Origin of the sequence: Streptomyces sp. NRRL F-5123 (assembly GCF_000721495.1) — a bacterium.
Lineage (GTDB): Bacteria > Actinomycetota > Actinomycetes > Streptomycetales > Streptomycetaceae > Actinacidiphila.
Window position 1 is genome coordinate 63,782 of the sequence record NZ_JOHY01000009.1, and the last position, 19,557, is coordinate 83,338.

Here is a 19,557-nt window from a genome sequence, read left to right on the forward strand (position 1 = left end):
GTCGTGCGGGTGCCGGGCGGTCCGCCGTCCGGCACCCGCGGTTCACCCGTGCGCCAGGACGACGCCGAGGACGACGGCGACCGAGATGACCACGCCCAGGATCAGCCCGAGGACCTGCGGTGAGACCCGGTGCCGCAGCTTCGGCGGCGGCTGGAAGCGCTCGGCGGGGTCGGTGCTCGCCTCCCACCACTGCACGACACGCCGGAAGTCGCTGTGGAAGTCGGGGTTGGGGTAGACGGTGCTGCTCGCCGGGCCGGTGAGGGAGCGGTGCCGCCCGTCCACGAGGATCATCCGCACCGTGGACGCCGATCCGAGCCCGGCGTCCTGCTGCCACACGTACAGCCGGCGGATGTCGTGCCAGCGGTACGTACGCCCCTGACCGAGACCCCAGCCGACGGTTATACCGTCCGCCCCGACCGTGGTCACGGACCGCTTGGCCAGGCCGACACAGACGGCGACGAAGACCACCGTGCCGCCGAACAGCCAGCAGAACCACACGAATCCCAGCCGGAAGAGGGTGAAGGCCGCCTCGACGACCAGCCCCGCCGCCACGGCCGCGACACCGCCCCACGACACCCGGTACCGATCTTTCCCCCGGAAGCTCAGTTCGTTCACAGCGGGGACACTACATCCGCCCGGTCGGGCCGCGCCGGGCCAGGTCAGAGCCCCTCAGAAGGAGTCGCCGTACCAGTGGACGGCACCGGGCGCGGTGACCGTCGCCGTCACCTCGGCCGCGGAGGCGAGCAGCGGGCGGGCCATGCCGTACGCGGTGGTGCCCGCCGTGACGCCGTCGAGCAGCCGCGGCAGCGCGGCCACGACCGCGGGCTCCGCGGGCAGCCGGGCGGTCGCGGTGGTCGCGCCCGCCGCGCGGGCGCGGCCCGCGGCGGCGGACAGCAGGGCCCGCGCGGTCTCGGGCTCACGGCCGCGGGCGAGGGCGATCTCCTCGACCGCGGCTTCCGCGGGGCCTGTCGGGCGCACCACGACGAACCCCAGCGGGGCGCCCTCCCCGCCCTCCCCGCCGTCTCCGGCCTCCTCCGCGAGCAGGATCGCGGCCGGCGCGCCGTACCAGACCGGGATCCGCCGCCGCCAGTCCTCCGGGCTGCGGACGGTGGTGAGCGGCCGGGCGGCGTCGTAGGCGTCGCGCAGCGCCCGAAGTGCCGGTACGTCGGCCTGGCCGGCGCGCCGCACGGCCACTGCGCCGGCGCCGTCGCCGCGGGGAGCGGGAGCGGCGAGCGGCCCGGACAGGACCGGGGCGGTGAAGGGCTGCCAGCCCGCCCCGCGGTAGACGTCGGGGGTGCCGGTGAACAGCAGCGACCAGGCGCACGCGTCGGCCGTCATCGCCTCGGTCGCCGCGGCGAGCAGGCGGCGTACGTGGCCGCGGCCGCGCGCGTCGGGGTGGGTCGCGACGCTGCCGAGGCAGCCGACACGCTGCGGGCCGCCGGTGGCCGAGCGGATCGGGCGCGGCTGGTAGTGGAGCACGGACACCGGACGCCCGCCGTCCTCGGCGACGAAGGTGCGGGCGTGCCGGCCCGGGTCCCGGCCCCACAGCAGCGCGACCGTGCCGGCGCTGTCGGGGAAGGCCGCCGCCCACAGGGCGTGCAGGGCCCGTTCGTCCGCCGGGGTGGCGGTGCGGTAGCGCGGCATGCGGCGGCCTTCCCTCTTCTTCTCCGCGGAATGTGCTGGTCACGGCTGAACGCCCGGCTCAGAGCACCAGGTTGCCGGTGGTGGCGCTGACCCGCGCGCCGTCGGGCGGCAGCCCCTCCCGGGTGACGTCCTCCTCCGTGCAGGAGGTGTGCAGCAGGGAGGACGCGCCGGTGAAGGCCGCGGCGGCGAGGGCCAGCCGGCCGCCCGTGAGTCGGGCGCCGACCGCCGAGTAGCGGTTGGTGCCGTCCGTGACGCGGACGTGCGCGGTGCCGTCGCCGGCTGCGGTGCTGCGCAGGGCGCCGAGGTCCCAGGTGACCGTGGCGGTGGTGCCGGCGGCCCGGGAGAGCAGCGCGCCCGCGGAGTTGGTGCCGGTCAAGGCGGCGTCGCCGCCGACCGCGAGCCGCTGGTCGCGTACCGCGCTCAGCGCGATGCCGGTGTTCGTGAGGCTGCCGCCGTCGACCACGACCTCCGCGGCGCCGACCGAGACCGGGGCGGCCCCGGGGTCGCCGACGAGCGTGCAGCCGGTGAAGCGGACCGGTCCGCTGCCGCGCAGCACCGCGCCGTCCAGGCCGGTGAAGATCGTGCGCACGAAGTGCACGGGCGCGGTGACCGGGGTCTGCACGAGCACCTGCCCGGCGGGCAGGTCGAAGGCGCAGTCGGTGACGGTCGTCGGCCGGTCCGAGCGCGCGGACCGCTGCGCGACGGCGAACAGCGAGGCGGTGCAGCCGCGCAGCTGGGCGCCGTCGGCGTTGACCACCAGCGTCCCGGACGGGTCGAAGGTGGGCCGCGGGACGACGTGCACGTTCTCCAGCGTGAGGTCGGTGATGAGGGTGTTGGCCGTGAACCACGAGCAGACGTGGTTGCGCACGGTGATGCGCTTGGCCGCGTTCCCCCACTGGGCACCGGAGTTGGCGATGTCCATGAGGCCGGAGTTGCCGTCGAAGAGCAGGTCGTGCTCGTACTGGCCGTGCGTGGTGAAGGGGTTGCCGCCCTCGTCGTCCCCGTCGCCGTGGCAGTTGACGACCTGGCAGTAGGCGGACGCCGTCAGGTCGTTGAGGTGCCGGACGTTGCTGCTGGTGCAGTCGGCGACGTGGCCGTAGAGGCAGTAGATCTGCTGGGTGAGGTAGCCGGCGCCGCCGTACATGACCGTGGGCGGGTTCTTCAGGCCGCAGCCGGTCGTGCGGTAGCGGGTGCACCAGCGGCGCATGATCACCGGCCAGAAGGTGCCGGTGGCCTGGATGCCGGAGACGTGGCAGTCGACGGCGTACTCGTACGCCACCGGGTGCGAGCCGGTGTACTCGTCGTCGACGGCGCCGGTGTCCTGGCCCGCGCCGAGGAAGACCAGGTTGTGCACCTCGGCGCCGACGACGGGCTCGACCCGGCGCCAGGTGACGGTGCGGCCCGCGGCGAGCGGCCAGCCGTTGAGGTAGCCGACGCGTATGTGCGTGCCGTCGACGATCTCGGTGACCTCGACCATCTTCTGCAGCTCGCGCTCGTCGCTGCCGCCGCCGGCGACCTCGTCGCTCTGCACCGCCCACCACTGGCCGACCCGGAAGGCCCCGGAGTCGGGCACCGGGAAGGCGTCGGTGCGCTCGATGACCTCGGCGGGCAGCTCGTGGCTCACGGTGTCGGAGGTGACGGTGCCCTGGAAGAACAGGACCGCGCCGAACGGGTTGTCGTGGGTGTTGCGCTCGATGCCGCCGGTGTGGACCGTGTGCCCGCCGAAGTCCAGGACCAGGTGCGAGCGGTGGTAGGTGTGGCGGCGCCGGAGGAGCAGGTCGGTGTGGGCCTCGACGCGGTGCACGGACGGGTCGTTCACCATCGCGTCGAGCGCGTCGTCGGCGGGGGCGGAGGCGTCGAAGTGGCCGAAGCCGCGGAAGTCCAGGACACCGTCGTGCACCCGCAGCCAGCGCCCGCGCGCGGGGCGGTCGGCGGGCCGCAGCACGGTGCCGCCGTTGGCCGCGGCCGCCGATCCGGCGTCCCAGCGGGCGAGCAGACCGCCGCCGTCGCCGGGGGCGCGGTAGCCGGCGACGACGGCGAGGGTGCCGTCGCGCAGCGGCCCGGCGGGGAGCGCCAGCAGGGCCGCGACGGTGGGGAGGGCGAGCGGCGCCGAAGTGCCCTTGCCGCCCTGGTCGTTGCCGCCCCGGTCGGTGCTGTCGGCGGCCGCCGGGGTCGCGGTGAGGGTGCCGCCGGCGAGGACGGCGGCGCTCAGGCCGCCGGCCCGCAGCAGGTGCCTGCGGCTGGTGGGGCCCGCCGCGGCGGGTGGTCCGGTGAAGCCGTCCGATGACGTCATGGTGTGGTGCCGTCCTTCGTCGGAGGCCGCAGCGAGCTGCGGTAAGGGGGCATGAAGGCCGTGCGGGGCATCTGGTCGGCGAGCACTCCGCCGTCCACCACGATCCGGCTCCCCGTCAGATAGGCGCCCTCGTCGCTCGCGAGCAGCAGCAGCGCGCCGGTGCACTCCTCGGGGGTGGCGTAGCGGCCGAGCGGGATGCGCGCCCGGTAGGCGGCCTCGAACGCCGCGCGGTCGAAGGGGAATTCGCCGTCTATGGGGGTCTCGACCATGCCGGGCGCGAGGCTGTTGACGGTGATGCGGTGCGGGGCGAGTTCGATCGCGAGGGTCTGGGTGAGCAGGTCCACGGCGGCCTTGGAGGCGTTGTAGTGGGCCAGCCCCGCCTCCGCGACCAGGGCGTTCTTGGAGGTGACGGACACGATCCGGCCGGGCACGCCGTCGGCGATCATGTGCTCGGCGACGCGCTGGGTGAGGAAGAACACCGCGTCGAGGTTGACCCGCATGACGCGGTGCCAGCTCTCGGGCGTGATCTCGTTGAAGCGTTCCAGGGCCGCGGTCCCCGCGTTGTTGACGAGGATGTGCAGCGGCCCGGCCGCGGCCCGCACCCGGTCGGCGAAGGCGTGCAGCGCCGCGGTGTCGGCGAGGTCCTGCTCGGCGGTGTGCGCGGTGCGGCCGAGGCCGCGTACCAGCTCCGCGGTCTCCCCCAGCCCGGCCGCGCCCGGCAGGTCGGTGAGCACCAGGTCGGCGCCGGCCTGCGCGAGCGCGACCGCGAAGGCCCGGCCGAGCCCGCCGGCGGCGCCGGTGACCAGCGCGGTGCGGCCGGCGAGGTCGAACCGGCCGCGTCCGGCCGCCGGTCGGGGGCTCATCCCTGCTCCAGTCCGAGGAGTTCCAGCGACGGGCGGTGGATCAGCGCCTCCACGGCGTCCTGGTCCAGCGGGTCCAGGCCGGGAATGCCGGGGATGCGGGCGATCCGGCGCAGGCCCTCGACCGAGTCGTCGACGGTCGTGAAGGGGTAGTCGCTGCCGAACAGCAGCTTGTCCCACACGCCGTAGTCCTGCACCAGGCGCAGGCTGTGCCACAGCTGGAAGGGCCGGTAGTGCAGCGCGCTGATGTCGGCGTAGACGTGCCGGTGCTTGCGGATGACGGCGATGCACTCGCCCTCGAAGGGGTGGCTGAGGTGCGCGAGCACCATCCGCAGCTCGGGGTGGCGCATGGCCACCCGGTCCAGGTGCCGGGGCATGGCGTATTCCAGCGGCGCCTGGGAGACGAAGGTGGTGCCGGTGTGCACCAGCAACGGCAGGCCGTGCCGCTCGGCGTAGGCGTACAGCTCGTCGTAGGCCTCGTCGGCGGGCGCGAACCCGGCGTACATCGGCATGAGTTTGATGCCGCGCAGGCCCAGTTCCCGGTGCCCGTACCGCATCTCGTCCTGCCAGCCGGGCTGCGTCGGGTCGAGCGAGAGGTAGCCGATGAGCCGGTCGGGGTGCTGCGCCACGTAGGCAGCCACGGCCGCGTCGTCGACCCACAGCCCGCTGCGGCGCGCCTTGCCGCCGACGACGACCGTGCGGGTGCCCTCGGGGGCGGTGGCCGCGTAGTCCTCGTAGCGCACCGTGAGGTCGACCTCGCCGGCGTGGGCGCGGGCGGACTCGGCGCGGAAGGTCGCGTCGAAGTCGTGGCTGTGCCGGAAGAGATGGGAGTGCACGTCGGTGATCATGTGCGGTTCCTCTTCTCCCAGCCGTCCGCGAACATGTTCCAGAAGCGGTGGCTCGGCGGGTGCTCCTCGAAGACCTCGTCCGCCAGCTCGACTCCCAGCCCAGGCGCGGTCGGCAGCGGCACGTACCCGTCCTCGACGGGCAGCACGCCGCGCAGCGCCTCGAAGACGTACGGCTCCAGCAGCGCGTCGAAGGTCTCCAGGATCTTCAGGTTGGTCAGGCCGAACGCGGCGTGCGCCGAAGCGGTGGTGCACAGCGGCGAGTTGGAGTTGTGCGGGGCGACGAGCATGCCGTGCGCGTCGGCCTGCGCGGCGATCTTCCGCAGCTCGGTGAAGCCGCCGGCCATGGACAGGTCCGGCTGCACGATGTCCACCGCCTCGGTGGCGAAGAGCTGCTTGTACTCGTAGCGGTTGTGGAAGTGCTCGCCGCCGGAGATCGGGAAGGGCGCGATGCGGCGCAACTCGGCGTAGCGCTCGATGTGCGTCCAGGGCATCGGCTCCTCGAACCAGCCGATGTCGTACGGCGCCAGCTCGTGCACCAGGCGCCGCGCGGTCGCGGTGCCGAAGCGGGCGTGGCCCTCGACGAAGAGGTCGACGTCCGGCCCGACGGCCTCGCGCACCGCCTCGACGAGCGCGAGCGAGCGCCGCAGCTCGGGGCGCTCCAGCTCGTGCAGGCCGGCGCCGAACGGGTCGAACTTCAGCGCGGAGAAGCCCCGTCCGACGGCCTCCTCGGCCTTCGCGGCGAACTCCTCCGGGACGCGCTCGCCGGTGTACCAGCCGTTGGCGTAGACCCGGACCCGGTCGCGGACGGCGCCGCCGGTCAGCCGGTAGACGGGCACGCCGAGCGCCTTGCCCATGATGTCGTGGAGGGCCTGGTCCACGCCGGAGACGACGACGCCGCCGATGTCGCCGCCGCGCAGGAAGTCGCCCTGGTACATCCGCAGCCAGATCTCCTCGACGTCGAACGGGTCGGCGCCGAGCAGGTGGCGGTGGGCCATGGCCTCGGCCAGCCGGCACGTCTCGTCCACCCGGTAGGGGTGGGTGATCTCGCCGATACCGCTCAGGCCCTCGTCGGTGTGGATCCGGACGTAGCCGAAGTCGCGCCAGGCGGTGCCCAGTTGCAGCGTCTCCACGCGACTGATGCGGCCCGCGGGGCCGGCCGGGCGGGTGGTGTTGACCGTCAGCATCAGCGCGCCGCCTTCTGCGCGGCCGCGCCGCCCATGGTGCTGGTGTGCGCGAGGTCGTCGGGGCCGCCCTCGCGCAGGGTGCGGGTGACGGCCGCCTCGGTCGCGGCGAGCAGCCGGTCCACGTCGTCGTCGGTGTGGGCGTAGGAGATGTGGCTGCGCTTGAGGTTGAGCGGCAGCTCGAAGATGCCGTGGTCGACGAGGTTGCGGCGGTAGCCGACGAAGAGGGCCGTGTCGTTGGCGAGCAGGTCGTCGTACGTGAGCGGCGCGGGGCCGGGCATGAAGTAGCTCACGAAGACCGAGCCGTAGCCGGTGACGACCGCGGGCACACCCAACCGGCGGTAGAGCGCGTCCAGTTCGGTGCGCACCCGGTCGCCGAGCCGGAAGACGTGCTCGTGCACGGGCTCCTCGCGCAGCTTGCGCAGGGTGGCGAGCGCGGCGGCCACGGTGGCCGGATGGCCGTTGTAGGTGCCGGCGAAGAAGACGGGGCCGCCGGGGCGGCTGCTGAAGTGCTGCATGAGGTCGGCCCGGCCGCCCAGGGCCCCGAGCGGGGCGCCGTTGGCGATGGCCTTGCCGAGGGTGGTGAGGTCCGGGGTGACGCCGGCGATCGACTGGTAGCCGCCGAGGGCGTGCCGGAAGCCGGTGATGACCTCGTCGAAGACCAGGACGCTGCCGGCCCTGGTGCACTCCTCGCGCAGGGTGCGCAGGAACTCGTCGGTGGGCAGCAGCGCCCCGACGTTGTGCGGGACGGGCTCGACGATGACCGCGGCGATGTCGGCGCCGTGCTCGGCGAACGCCTGCCGCACGCCTGCCGGGTCGTTGAAGCGCAGCACCAGCGTGGCGTCCAGCACCTCGGGCAGGATCCCGGTGGACGTCGGGTCGTGCCGGCCGACCCGGTCGGGCGCGGAGATGACGTTGAGGCTCACCGCGTCGTGCCAGCCGTGGTAGCAGCCCTGGAACTTGACGACCAGCCGCCGCCCGGTCACCGCGCGGGCCAGCCGCAGTGCGTGGAAGGTGGCCTCGCTGCCGGTGCTGGTGAGCAGCACCTGCTCCACGGAGGGGATCAGCTCCACGAGCTGCTCGGCGAGCAGGACCTCGCCCTCGGTCACCGCCACGCCGGTCAGGCCCAGGCTCTGGCCGGCCGCGGCGGTCGCCGCGGCGACGTCCGGGTCGTTGTGGCCGAGCAGCGGCGGCCCGAAGGCGGCGTGGTAGTCGGTGAACTCCCGGCCTTCCGCGTCCCAGAACCGGGAGCCCTCGGTGCGGGTGACGACCAGACCGGTGAGGCCGGGAATGCTGCGCTGGCCGCTGTTGACCCCGCCCGGTATCACCTGGCGGGCCCGCTCGGCGAGCGTCATGTGGTGCTCCTCGCGTCGATGCTGTGGGTGACGGTCTGGGCCCTGCCCGGCCCGGACCGCGGGGCCATCCGCCCGGCAAGTCGTCGCAGGAATCGTTCGCTGCGGTGCTGAGACGATGCAGAAACGATTTTCAAGAACACTGTTCCGAATATCAGAACAGTACGGATCCTAGGTCGGTGAAACCGCGCCGGTCAAGGGGTGTTGAGTGGTAAAGTGTTTTGATATGCAGAACAGTGGTGCGAACGCACCCGACAGCAGCACCGGCAGCGCGCTCGGCGACGGACCCGCCCGGGGCCCGGAGCCCGACCCGAAGTACCTGGTCAAGACCGTCGCCCGAGCCGCCGAAGTGCTGGAGGTGCTGGCCGCCGGCGGCCCCGGGGCAGGACTGAGCGTCACCGAGGTCGCCCAGCGGGCCGGGGTCTCCAAGAGCGCCGCCTTCGGACTGCTCCAGACGCTGCGCCACTACGGGCTGGTCGCCGACGAGGGCGAGGGCATGAACCGCCGCTACCGCCTGGGCATGGCCCTGGCCCGGCTCGGCGACCGCGCCCAGGCCCAGATCTCGCTGCGCGGCGTCGCCCGCCCGCTGCTGGTCGAGCTCACCGCGGTCACCGGCATGGCCTCCCGCGTCGCCGTACCGCAGGACGGCCAGGCGGTCATCATCGACCAGGTCGACACCAACGGCGGCCTGCGCCTCGATCTGCGGATGGGCGCCCGCGAACTGCCGCACTGCACGGGCATCGGCAAGGCCCTGCTGGCCGCGATGCCCGAGCCGCAGGCCCGCGAGCTGGTCGCCCGCACCGGGCTGCCGCGCCGCACCTCGCGCACCATCACCGACGAGGCCACGCTCTTCCAGCACCTCGCCGACGTCCGCGCCACCGGCTACGCGCTGGACGACGAGGAGGACGCCGACGGGATCTTCTGCATCGGCAGCGTCGTACGGGACCACCGCGGCGACTGCGCCGGAGCGATCAGCATCACCGGTCTGAAGCTGGACCTGCCCGGCTGGCGCTTCCGCGAACTCGGCCTCCAGGTAAGGGATGCGGCCGACCGGATCAGCCTCAGCCTCGGCTTCGGCGCCCCCGCCGGAGCGTGATCCGCCGCGGCAGGGGCTTGACCGGAGCGCGGAACCAGGCCTAACGTCTCCGCTCATCGACCGGTGCCGCGCTCGCACCCTGCCTCTGGTCAGCGCTTTTACCCCGCACCCGGCCGATACGGCCATCCGTCCGACGACAAGCGTCACGGGATTCGTCCTCGCCCTTAGGCCCACCGAAGGCGGAGGCACCCCCCGTGAACCACACTCCTGGCTCCGTGCCGGGCACCGACAGACCGACCCGCACCACCCCCGGCCCGCGCCCCGACTCCTCCCGCCGCAGCCTGCTGCGCACCGGCGGCATCGGGGGCCTGCTGGTCGCCGCGACCGGCACCGCGGTCGCCGCCGGCTCCGGCACCGCGCACGCCGACAGCGCCCCGAAGAGCGCCCCGCTGACCGCGGGCACCGTGGCCGCGCTGCTGGCCCTCGACCCGAAGCAGCTCGCCGACGGCGCGCTCGCCCTGGTCGCCGGCTACCGCACGCCCGGCGACGGCGGCGGCATGGTCGCCCGCTGGGACGCCGCCGCGACGGCCGGCGCCAACGGCGGCACGGTCCTGGCCCCGGGCAAGGCGGACCAGACGGCCAAGGGACGCTGGCTCATGGTCCACGACGGTGTCCTGGACTTCCGCCAGTTCGGCCTGTTCGACGGCTCCGCCCCGGCCGACGCGGCGCTGGACGCCATGATGGACGACCCCGCGGTGCACCGGATCGAGGCGCACACGGACCTGAACTTCACCAAGCGCCACACCTTCTCCCGCTCCCTGATCGAGCTGGACTTCGGCGGCAACCGGGTCACCACCACGGGGATCGAGAAGAACGCCTACAACAACCCCTTCGGCGCCGTCCTGTACTTCCTGGGCAAGGTCACCGACACCACGGTCAGGTCGAAGCTGTCCGCCGCGATGCCCGACCTCGCGGACGTCTTCGAGGTCCCCGACTCCAAGGCCTTCGCCCTGGGCCAGTGGTGGAGCGTGGAGATCGACGCCGCACCGGGGACGGGCCTGTACGAGAAGGAGGTGCAAAAGCTCGTCCAGGTCACCGAGATCGTGGACGACACGCACATCCGGGTGAACTACAAGATCGGCTGGGACCTGGCCGCCGGGCGCACCTTCACCTGGACCCGCGTCGAGCCGGTCGAGCGCGTGCACGTGCGCAACATGGTCTTCGAGGGCGTGCCGGGCGTCGCCGACAACGACACCGAGACCGGCTCGCACCCGATCGCGTACGAGTACGCCGTCTCCTGCGACGTGTCCGGCATCGACGCCACCGGCACCTTCTGGCCGGTGGTGATGCGCCGCTGGTGCACGTACTTCCGCACCTCCGAGTGCCAGTTGAAGAACCCGGCCTCGGTCACGTACGGCGGAGCCGGCTACCTCACCCAGCAGATCTACTGCCTGTACGGGCACGTCGAGGACTGCCACGTCGCCAACGCCCGGCACCTCAACGACTGGACGGCCTCGGCGTACGGCTACGTCACCAACTGCCACGGCGACGGCGACGACCAGGGCCCCTTCGTCACGCACGGCCAGTTCGAGCACGACCTCACCTTCACCGGCAACTCCGGCCTGATGACCTTCGCCAACTCCGGCGCGGCCTGGGGCGGCGCGGCCAAGCGCGTCACGGTGCGGCGGCACGCCTGCTCGTGGTTCGTGGCCCGGACGAACGTCACCGACCTGACGCTGGAGGACATGCTCGTCATCGGCAACGCCCAGCCCGGCTCCGGGATGATCTGGGTCAACGCCGACGGCGCCCAGCTGCGCGGCTGCGTCGCGTCCGGCCCGCTGGTCGTGTCGCAGTCCTCGCACCGCTCGCAGCGGCCCACCGTGATCGCCGACTCGGCCTTCACGCAGGGCAAGGCGTCCGAGGTCACCGCGGCCACCGTGAGCGCGGACGTGCACCTGCTGCGCGTCACGCTGGAGGGCCTGGACGGCGCGCAGTTCAACGGCACCGGCAGCCTCGTCCTGGACCACTGCACCTTCGCCGGCGCGGGGGACGGCGCGGCGCCCAGCACGGTCGCGCACGCCGACACCGCCGTCCACGGCGGCACCTTCTCCGGCACCGGCCTGCGGCTGAACTCGGCCAAGGACCAGCGGCTGTGGATCGACGGCGGCGCCCGCTTCACCGGCGGCAACAGCGCCGCGGCCTACCTCGCCCGCGACACCGCGGGGCGCACCGTCACCTGGCAGCTGGACGGCGCCGACTTCCGTGCGCCCGACGCGAAGACCGCCCACATCCTGCTGACCGACGGTGTCAACCGCTACCGGGCGACCGGCACCGCCTTCACCGGCGGCAGCCTGCGGCTCGCGCCCGCCGCCTTCGCGGGCGCCGGCCACCTGCTGCACACCGGCTGCACCGAGGACGGCGTGGCGCGCACGGCCATGCCCGACGAGAGCGACCGCGTCAAGCACACCGCGGGCAACCTGCTGCTGCCTGCCTGACGGTCAGCGGCGCCGACCGTCAGCCGCCCTGACGTTCCGTGATCCTGATCGCCGGCGCCCCGGCATCCGCCCGGCTGACCGTCAGCGGCGCTGACGGTCAGCCGCACCACCCGACCCCGCCCACCGCCCACCGCCCACCGTGAGGGAGACATGGCCACCGACCAGAGCAGCAGCGCCGCAGGGGACCGGCCCGTGCGGATCGCCCTCGTGGGCGCCGGCAACCGCGGGCTGACCTACGCCGCGTGGATCCACGGCCACCCCGAACGCGCCCGCGTCACCGCCGTCGCCGACCCGCGGCCCGAGGCGCGCGCCCTCGTCCCCGGCGCCACCGGGTACGACGGCTGGCGCGAGCTGCTCGCCGCCACCGCGGCGAACGGCGGACCGCTGGCCGACGGCGTGATCGTGGCCACGCAGGACCGCGACCACGCCGAGCCGGTGCTCGCCCTCGCCGAGGCCGGCTACGCGATCATGACCGAGAAGCCGCTCGCCCCGACCGAGGCCGAGTGCCGGGCCATCGTGGAGGGCGTCGAGGCGACGGGCGTGCCTTTCGCCGTCTGCCACGTCATGCGCTACACGCCCTACACCGACCTGGTGAAGAGCGTCGTGGACAGCGGCGTGCTCGGCACGGTCACCGGCCTGGACCACCTGGAGCCGGTCGGCTGGTGGCACTACGCGCACTCCTACGTCCGCGGGCCGTGGCGCCGCGAGGACCGGTCCTCGCCGATGATCCTCGCCAAGTCCTGCCACGACCTGGACTGGATCGCGTACGTCACCGGCCGCCGGATCGAGACGGTCGCGAGCTTCGGCTCGCTCCAGCACTTCCGGCCCGAGAACGCCCCCGCGGACGCCGGCGACAACTGCCTGTCCTGCGCGGCCGAACCGGGCTGCCCCTACTCCGCGCCCAAGCTCTACTACCCGGCGCTGCGCCGCACCGGCGGCGCCTGGCCCATCGACCACGTCACCTCCCGCGCCACCGGCCCGGACGACGAGGCCGTCCTCACCGAGGCGCTGCGCACCGGCCCCTACGGGCGGTGCGTCTACCGTTCCGACAACGACGTGGTGGACAACCAGGTCGTCGCGATGAAGCTGTCCGGCGGCGCCACCGCCGTCTTCACGATGACCGCCTTCACCGAGCAGACCCACCGGCAGACCCGGATCTTCGGCAGCCACGGCTGGCTGCGCGGCGACGGCGAGCGCGTCGTCGTCCACGACTTCCGGGACGACTCCACGGTGGTCCGCGACATCGGCGACCTCGGCTCCAACGCCGCGGACGGCCACGGCGGCGGCGACACCGCCCTCGTCGAGGCCTTCGTCACCGCGCTCGCCACCGGCGACCGCTCCCACATCCGCTCCGGCCCCGCCGACTCGCTCGGCAGCCACCTCGCGGCCTTCGCCGCCGAGCGCTCCCGGCACCACGGCACCGTCGAGAACGTGCCGTCCCGCTGAGCGCGCCCCTCCAGGACATGAACGAGAACCACCCGCACCCGACAGCCCTTCCGAAAGCGAGACACCCCGTGAGACGCCGCACCACCGCCGCCATCGCCACCGCCGCCGCCCTGTGCGCCACCGCCGCCCTCGCCGGATGCGGCTCCGGCAGCGGCTCCGGCTCGTCCTCGAAGAAGACCGTCAACACCTGGGTCTACCCGGTGATCAACGACCCGAAGGCCAACGACGCCTACTGGGACGGCCTGGTCAAGGGCTTCGAGAAGGCCAACCCCGGCATCACCGTGAAGGTCTCCACCTACCCCTGGGCCAACCGCGACACCGCCCTGACCACCGCGCTCGCGGCCGGCAAGGGCCCGGACGTGGCGTACCTGATCCCCGACCAGCTCCCCGCCTACCAGCGCAACCTGATACCCGCGGACCAGTGGATGACGGCGCAGGACAGGTCGGCACTGCGCCCCTCCGCGCTCAAGGCCGTGACCGTCGACGGCAAGCCGTACGCGGCTCCCGTGCTGATGTCGACCTACCCGATGCTGTGCGACAAGAAGGTCTTCGACGCGATCGGCGAGACCTCCTACCCCACCACCTGGGACCAGCTGGCCGCCCTCGCGCCGAAGCTCAAGGCCAAGGGCTTCTACGCCACCAGCTACAGCGGCGACACCACCGCGACGCTCAACATGACCTTCTACCCGCTGCTGTGGCAGGCCGGCGGTGACGTCTTCTCCTCCGACGGCACCAAGGCCGCCTTCAACAGCGACGCCGGCGTCAAGGCGCTGACCTGGCTCAAGACCTTCGTCGACAACGGCTGGACGCCCAAGGACCTGATCACCACCACCCCGCAGATCGAGCAGACGGACCTGGCGAAGAACAAGGTGGCCTGCACCTGGCAGAACACCGCCGCCGAGGTCGAGCCGTTCTGGGGCAAGGACAACATCGTGGTCGGCCCGGCGCTGACCGGTCGGAGCGCGGCCGCGTACGGCACCGTCGGCACGCTGGCGATGTTCAAGAGCGCCAACAAGGACGCGGCCGGCAAGTGGATCTCGTACGTCACCCAGCCGGCGAACTCCGCGGGGCTGCAGAAGCCCGGCGGCTACTTCCCGCCGCGCACCGACGCCACCCCGCTCTACCCCGGTGACCAGCACCAGGAGGCCACCGAGAAGGTGCTGGAGAGCACCGACGTCGGCCCGCTCAACAAGGCCTCGCGCGACGTGATGGGCGTGCTCGCCCCGCAACTGCAGGCCGCGCTGCTCGGCAAGAGCAGCCCGAAGAAGGCGCTGGACGACGCGGCACAGGCCGCCGACCAGATCATCGCCCGCAAGCGCTGAGCCCCCGCCGGCCCGCGGCGCCGGAAGCCCCGTCTCCCGAACCGTCCCGACTCCCGAATCCCGACTCCCGAAGGAGGTCCCGTGGCCGCAGTCGCGGAATCCCGTTCCCGCCCCCGCAGCACGCCGGAACCCGTCCGGCGCGGGCCGCACGCCCGCCGGGAGGCCCGTGTCGGGCTGCTGTTCGTGCTGCCCTGCTTCCTGCTCTTCCTGGCCTTCCGGTTCGGGCCGGGCCTGGCCGGGCTCGTCCTCGGCTTCACCGACTACACGATCGGCGACAGCACCCACTTCACCGGCCTGGACAACTTCCAGCGGATGATGCACGACCCGCTGTTCTGGTCGTCGATGAAGGTGACGGTCGTCTACAGCGTGATCGCCGTGCCGTTCACGATCGCGGCGTCGCTGGGACTCGCGCTGCTCACCCGGCGCGCGTTCCGCGGCTCCAAGCTCTTCCGTTCCATATTCTTCCTGCCGGTGGTCACCAGCCTGATCCTGGCGTCCACCGTCTTCATCTGGATCTTCTCCACCAAGGGCCCCTGGTCGAGCCTGATGGGACTGCTCGGGCTGCCCGAGCAGTCCTGGCTCACCGACTCCGCGCTCGTCCTGCCGGCCCTCGCCCTGGTCGGCATCTGGTCGCGCTGCGGCTACGGCATGCTCATCCTGCTCGCGCGGCTCCAGGACGTGCCGCGCGAGCTGGAGGAGGCCGCCCTCATGGACGGCGCCGGGCCCTTCCAGCGCTTCCGCCACATCGTGGCCCCGCAGCTGAAGCCGGCGTTCTTCTTCCTCGCGGTGATCGAGACGACCAACAGCTTCCAGATCTTCGACGCCGTCTACGTCATGACCGGCGGCGGCCCCGCCAACGCCAGCTACAGCCTCGTCTACCAGCTCTACGACGCGGGCTTCAAATACTCCGACCTCGGCTACGCGAGCGCCCTCGGCTGCGTGCTGTTCGTCATGACCGTGGTCGTGGCGCTCGTGCAGCGCATGGTGCTCGGAAAGGAGAAGTGACCATGGCCCGGGAGAGGATCCAGGACATCGTGCCCCGGGCGCTGCGGCCCGGCAGGATCGGGCTCGCGGTACGGGCGGTGCTGCTCACCGTGGCCTCGCTCGCCACGGTCTTCCCGTTCTACGCGATGATCGTGCTGTCGCTGAAGCCCGGCGCTGCCGTGGAGCTCCCCGGCAGCCTGCTGCCGTGGAATCTGAGCGGCTCCTCCTACAGCGCCGTGCTGGACGCCCAGGACGTGCCGCGCTGGCTGCTCAACACCCTGGTCTACTCGGTGGTGTCGGTGGTCGGCGTGCTGGCCCTGGCGTCGCTGGCCGGGTACGCCTTCGCCAAGAAGCGCTTCCGCGGGCGGGAGACGATGTTCTGGTCGTTCCTGTCGATGGTGATGGTGCCCTACCACGTCACGATGATCCCGACGTTCATCATGATGGCGAAGCTCGGCGGCGTGGACACCTACTGGGGCCTGATCATCCCCACCCTCGCCAACGCCCAGGCGGTGTTCCTCATGCGGCAGTTCATCCGCGACCTGCCCGACGAGATGTTCGAGGCGGCCCGGCTGGACGGCTGCGGCGAGCTGCGGATCTTCGTCAGCCTCGTGCTGCCGCTGCTCAAGCCGATCCTCGCCACGCTCGGGACGTTCGTCTTCCTGTGGCACTGGAACGACTTCCTGTGGCCGCTGATCATGGGCCAGAGCAGCGACATGCGCACCCTCACCGTCGGCATCGCCTCGCTCCAGCAGCAGCAGGTGCCGCTCAGCCAGGTGCTCGCCGGATCGGTGATCGCCTTCGTCCCCATCTTCGCCGCCTACCTCGCGGGCCAGCGCTACTTCACCGAGGGCGTCACCGGCTCGGCCGTCAAAGGATGACCCCGCACATGACCCACACGACCACCCCGCCGCCGCCCTTCCCCTTCCCCGGCCCCGCGTTCGACTTCCCGTCGAGCGAGCGGCAACTGGAGGACCTGCTCGCCACGCCCTCGCCCGCGCTGGTCTCCGACGCCGCCCGGCTGGACGGCGACCTGGTGGTCCTCGGCGCCGGCGGCAAGATGGGCCCGAGCCTGGCACGGCTCGCCCGCCGCGCGCTGGACGCCGCGGGCCGCACCGACCTCGCCGTGCACGCGGTGTCCCGCTGGTCGGACCGCGCGGCCGCCGACGCGCTCGCCGCCGACGGGGTCCGCCCGGTCACCGCCGACCTGCTCGACGGCGACCCGGGCGCGCTGCCCGAGGCCGGCAACGTCGTCTTCATGGTCGGCGCCAAGTTCGGCTCCGCGGGCAACCCGGCGCACGCCTGGGCCGTCAACGCCGCCCTGCCGGACCGGATCGCCCGCCGCTACCGGGACGCCCGGATCGCCGCGTTCTCCACCGGCAACGTCTACCCGCTGGTCGACACCGCCTCGGCCGGCTCCGCCGAGACCGACCCGGTGGGCCCGGTCGGCGAGTACGCCATGTCGTGCCTGGGCCGCGAGCGCGTCCTCGGCTACCACGCCGCCGTCCACGACACCCGCGTCGCGCTGTTGCGGCTGAACTACGCGGTGGACCTGCGCTACGGGGTGCTCGCCGACATCGCCGCGTCGGTGCAGGCGGGCGAACCGGTCGACGTGACGACCGGCCACGTCAACGTCGTGTGGCAGGGCTACGCCAACGAGGTCGCGCTGCGCGCGCTGCTGCACGCCCACGAGGACGTCTTCACCGTCAACCTCACCGGGCCCGAGACGGCGTCGGTGCGGCGGCTGGCCGGGCTGTTCGCCGCGGAGTTCGGATCCCCCGGCGGGGCCGCGGTGACGACCGGAACCGAGTCCGGCACCGCGCTGCTGTCCGACGCGAGCCACTGCCACGCCCTGTTCGGCTACCCGCCGGTGTCCTTGCGCACCCTCGTCGGCTGGCAGGCGGAGTGGCTGCGCCGCGGGCTGCCGCTGTCCGGCCGGCCGACCAAGTTCCAGACCCGCGACGGAAGGTTCTGACCCACCGTGTCCCACCCCACACCCGCCGCCCCCGCCGCCGTGGCGGCCTCCGACCCGCTGGCCCTGCTCGCCGCCGGTACGGTCATCCCCGCCCACCCCCTCGCGCTGGACGCCGAGCGCCGCCTCGACGAGCGGCGGCAGCGCGCGCTGACCCGCTACTACCTGGCCTCCGGCGCCGGCGGCATCGCGGTCGGCGTGCACACCACGCAGTTCGCGATCCGGGACGCCGGGGTGGACCTGCTCCGCCCGGTCCTCGCGCTGGCCGCCGAGACCGCCGACAAGGAGGCGGGCCGCCCGGTCGTGAAGGTCGCGGGCGCCTGCGGCTACACCGCGCAGGCCGTCGCCGAGGCCACCCTCGCCGCCGAACTCGGCTACGACGCGGTGCTGCTGAGCCCCGCCGTGCCCGGCGCGGACGAGGCCGGGCTGCTGGAGCGGGCCCGGGCGGTCGGCGAGGTGCTGCCCGTCATCGGCTTCTACCTCCAGGACGCCGTGGGCGGCCGCTACCTCTCCCCCGCCTTCTGGAGGGCCTTCGCCGAGCTGCCCTCGGTGGTGGCGATCAAGACCGCGCCCTTCGACCGCTACCGCACCGCCGAGGTCATCGCCGCGGTCGGGGCGAGCGACCGGGCCGACGAGGTCGCCCTCTACACCGGCAACGACGACGCGATCCTGAACGACCTGCTCACCCCGTACCGCACCCCGGGCGGCGCCCTGAAGTGGTTCGCCGGCGGGCTGCTCGGGCAGTGGGCGGTGTGGACGAGGGGCGCGGTCGCGCTGCTGGCGGAGGTGCGGGCCGCACGGGCGGGCGACCACGCCCTCATGACCGACCTGCTGCGCCGGGCGCCCCAGCTCAGCCAGGCCAACGCCGCGGTCTTCGACGTCCGCAACGCCTTCCGCGGCTGCATCCCCGGCGTCCACGAGGTGCTGCGCCGCCAGGGCCTGCTGGAGGGCACCTGGTGCCTGGACCCCAACGAGCGGCTCTCGCCGCGGCAGGCGGAGGAGATCGCGTCGGTCGCGGCCGCGTACCCGTGGCTGACCGACGACGCGTTCGTGGCGGAGCACCGCGATGACTGGCTCCGCTGAGGCCCCGCGCGCGGTCGTCGCCGTCCCCGCGCGGCTGCGCGAGCAGTTCTTCACGCCCGCCGCGTGGCGGCGGCTGGAGCTGCTCACCGACGTCCGCGTGGTCGAACGGCACTGCGACCCGGAGGCGCTGGCCGCCGCGCTCGGCGACGCCGCGGTCCTGGTGACCGCCTGGGGCACCGCCCGGCTGGACACCGCGCTGCTGGAGCGGGCCCCGCGGCTGCGGCTGGTGGCCCACACCGGAGGGGCCGTCAGCCCGTACGTGACCGGCGCCGCCCTCGACCGCGGGGTGCGCGTCACCCAGGCCGGGGCGGCGATGGCCCGCCCCGTCGCGGAGGTCGCCCTCACCTTCACCCTGGCGCTGCTGCACCGCGTCCACCGCTTCGACCACGCCCTGCACGCGGGCCTGCCCTGGGAGGAGGCCTCGGCCGCGCCCGAGCGCCACGGGATCGCCGGCTGCCCGGTCGGCGTCGTCGGCGCCTCCCGTACGGGCCGCGCGTACATCGCACTGGCCCGCGCGCTCGGCGCCGAGGTGAGGGTGTACGACCCGTACCTGACGGCGGGGGACGCCCGCACCCTCGGGGTGCGCGCCACGGACCTCGACGACTTGCTCACGACGAGCCGTGTCGTCGCCGTCCACGCGCCCGCGCTGCCCGGGACCCGCCACCTGCTGGCGGCCCGCGAGCTGGCCCTGATGCCGGACGGAGCGGGCCTGGTGAACACCGCCCGCTCCTGGCTGGTCGACGAATCCGCCCTGCTCGCGGAGCTGCGCACCGGCCGCCTCGACGCCGCCCTCGACGTCTTCGACGCCGAGCCCCTCCCGCCGGACCACCCCTTCCGCGCCCTGCCCAACGCCCTGCTGACCCCGCACCAGGCGGCGGCCACGGTCGAGGGCCGCCAGGCGCTGGGCGACAGCACGGTGGCGGAGATCGCCCGCTGGGTCGGCGGCGAGCCGCTGCTGCACGCGGTGGGGCGGGAGGCGCTGGAGCGGGTGGAGTAGGCACGGGGCCGCCGTGGGCGGGACTCCGGCCGCGCCGCGGCCGC

General features: G+C 73.5%; 16 protein-coding genes. 9 read left to right on the forward strand and 7 right to left on the reverse strand.

Annotation, left to right across the window (positions count from 1 at the left end; translation table 11 throughout):
- Window positions 1-42: 42 nt before the first annotated feature.
- From IH54_RS0111460 to IH54_RS0111490, 7 genes are read right to left on the reverse strand one after another with little or no spacing between them, the layout of a single operon-like run.
- Window positions 43-615 (reverse strand): hypothetical protein, encoded by a 573-nt coding sequence (locus IH54_RS0111460; protein ID WP_159011778.1) that lies wholly within the window; start codon window positions 613-615, stop codon window positions 43-45.
- Window positions 616-669: 54 nt separating this feature from the next.
- Entirely contained in the window at window positions 670-1,644 is a 975-nt protein-coding gene (locus tag IH54_RS0111465) for a GNAT family N-acetyltransferase (RefSeq protein WP_031515553.1), read from the reverse strand.
- A 58-nt stretch (window positions 1,645-1,702) separates the two neighbouring features.
- Window positions 1,703-3,937, reverse strand: coding sequence for a peptidase C14 (locus IH54_RS0111470; RefSeq protein WP_234343459.1), 2,235 nt, complete (start codon window positions 3,935-3,937; stop codon window positions 1,703-1,705).
- The gene (locus IH54_RS0111475; RefSeq protein WP_031515557.1) at window positions 3,934-4,800 is read right to left on the reverse strand and encodes an SDR family NAD(P)-dependent oxidoreductase; all 867 of its coding nucleotides are present in this window, start codon (window positions 4,798-4,800) and stop codon (window positions 3,934-3,936) included. Before IH54_RS0111475 ends, IH54_RS0111470 begins: the two co-directional genes overlap by 4 nt.
- Complete coding sequence (locus tag IH54_RS0111480) at window positions 4,797-5,645, reverse strand: amidohydrolase family protein (RefSeq protein WP_031515559.1); 849 nt, start codon at window positions 5,643-5,645, stop codon at window positions 4,797-4,799. Before IH54_RS0111480 ends, IH54_RS0111475 begins: the two co-directional genes overlap by 4 nt.
- A complete protein-coding gene (locus IH54_RS0111485; protein WP_031515561.1) occupies window positions 5,642-6,829 on the reverse strand; it encodes a mandelate racemase/muconate lactonizing enzyme family protein in 1,188 nt (395 codons plus the stop codon). The genes IH54_RS0111480 and IH54_RS0111485 overlap by 4 nt, the downstream gene beginning before the upstream one ends.
- The gene (locus IH54_RS0111490) at window positions 6,829-8,181 is read right to left on the reverse strand and encodes an aspartate aminotransferase family protein (RefSeq protein ID WP_031515564.1); all 1,353 of its coding nucleotides are present in this window, start codon (window positions 8,179-8,181) and stop codon (window positions 6,829-6,831) included. Before IH54_RS0111490 ends, IH54_RS0111485 begins: the two co-directional genes overlap by 1 nt.
- Before the next feature lie 223 nt (window positions 8,182-8,404).
- On the opposite strand from IH54_RS0111490, the gene IH54_RS0111495 reads away from it, so the two are divergent.
- The 9 genes from IH54_RS0111495 (at window position 8,405) to IH54_RS0111535 (ending at window position 19,513) form a co-directional block, all read left to right on the forward strand.
- Window positions 8,405-9,274 (forward strand): IclR family transcriptional regulator, encoded by an 870-nt coding sequence (locus IH54_RS0111495; protein ID WP_078862105.1) that lies wholly within the window; start codon window positions 8,405-8,407, stop codon window positions 9,272-9,274.
- A gap of 497 nt (window positions 9,275-9,771) precedes the next feature.
- A complete protein-coding gene (locus IH54_RS0111500) occupies window positions 9,772-11,709 on the forward strand; it encodes a peptidase C14 (RefSeq protein ID WP_420711733.1) in 1,938 nt (645 codons plus the stop codon).
- A gap of 150 nt (window positions 11,710-11,859) precedes the next feature.
- Window positions 11,860-13,155, forward strand: coding sequence for a Gfo/Idh/MocA family protein (locus tag IH54_RS0111505; protein WP_031515570.1), 1,296 nt, complete (start codon window positions 11,860-11,862; stop codon window positions 13,153-13,155).
- Between the two features lie 68 nt (window positions 13,156-13,223).
- Window positions 13,224-14,477, forward strand: a complete 1,254-nt coding sequence (locus tag IH54_RS0111510) for an extracellular solute-binding protein (RefSeq protein ID WP_031515572.1) — start codon at window positions 13,224-13,226, stop codon at window positions 14,475-14,477.
- A gap of 81 nt (window positions 14,478-14,558) precedes the next feature.
- Entirely contained in the window at window positions 14,559-15,482 is a 924-nt protein-coding gene (locus tag IH54_RS0111515) for a carbohydrate ABC transporter permease (RefSeq protein WP_031515574.1), read from the forward strand.
- 2 nt (window positions 15,483-15,484) lie between these two features.
- Complete coding sequence (locus IH54_RS0111520) at window positions 15,485-16,342, forward strand: carbohydrate ABC transporter permease (protein ID WP_078862106.1); 858 nt, start codon at window positions 15,485-15,487, stop codon at window positions 16,340-16,342.
- Window positions 16,343-16,350: 8 nt separating this feature from the next.
- Window positions 16,351-17,436, forward strand: coding sequence for an NAD-dependent epimerase/dehydratase family protein (locus IH54_RS0111525; protein ID WP_052397308.1), 1,086 nt, complete (start codon window positions 16,351-16,353; stop codon window positions 17,434-17,436).
- A 6-nt stretch (window positions 17,437-17,442) separates the two neighbouring features.
- On the forward strand, window positions 17,443-18,516 hold the full coding sequence (locus IH54_RS0111530; RefSeq protein WP_234343461.1) for a dihydrodipicolinate synthase family protein: 1,074 nt from the start codon (window positions 17,443-17,445) through the stop codon (window positions 18,514-18,516).
- Window positions 18,500-19,513 (forward strand): hydroxyacid dehydrogenase, encoded by a 1,014-nt coding sequence (locus IH54_RS0111535; protein ID WP_031515582.1) that lies wholly within the window; start codon window positions 18,500-18,502, stop codon window positions 19,511-19,513. Before IH54_RS0111530 ends, IH54_RS0111535 begins: the two co-directional genes overlap by 17 nt.
- Window positions 19,514-19,557: the final 44 nt, after the last annotated feature.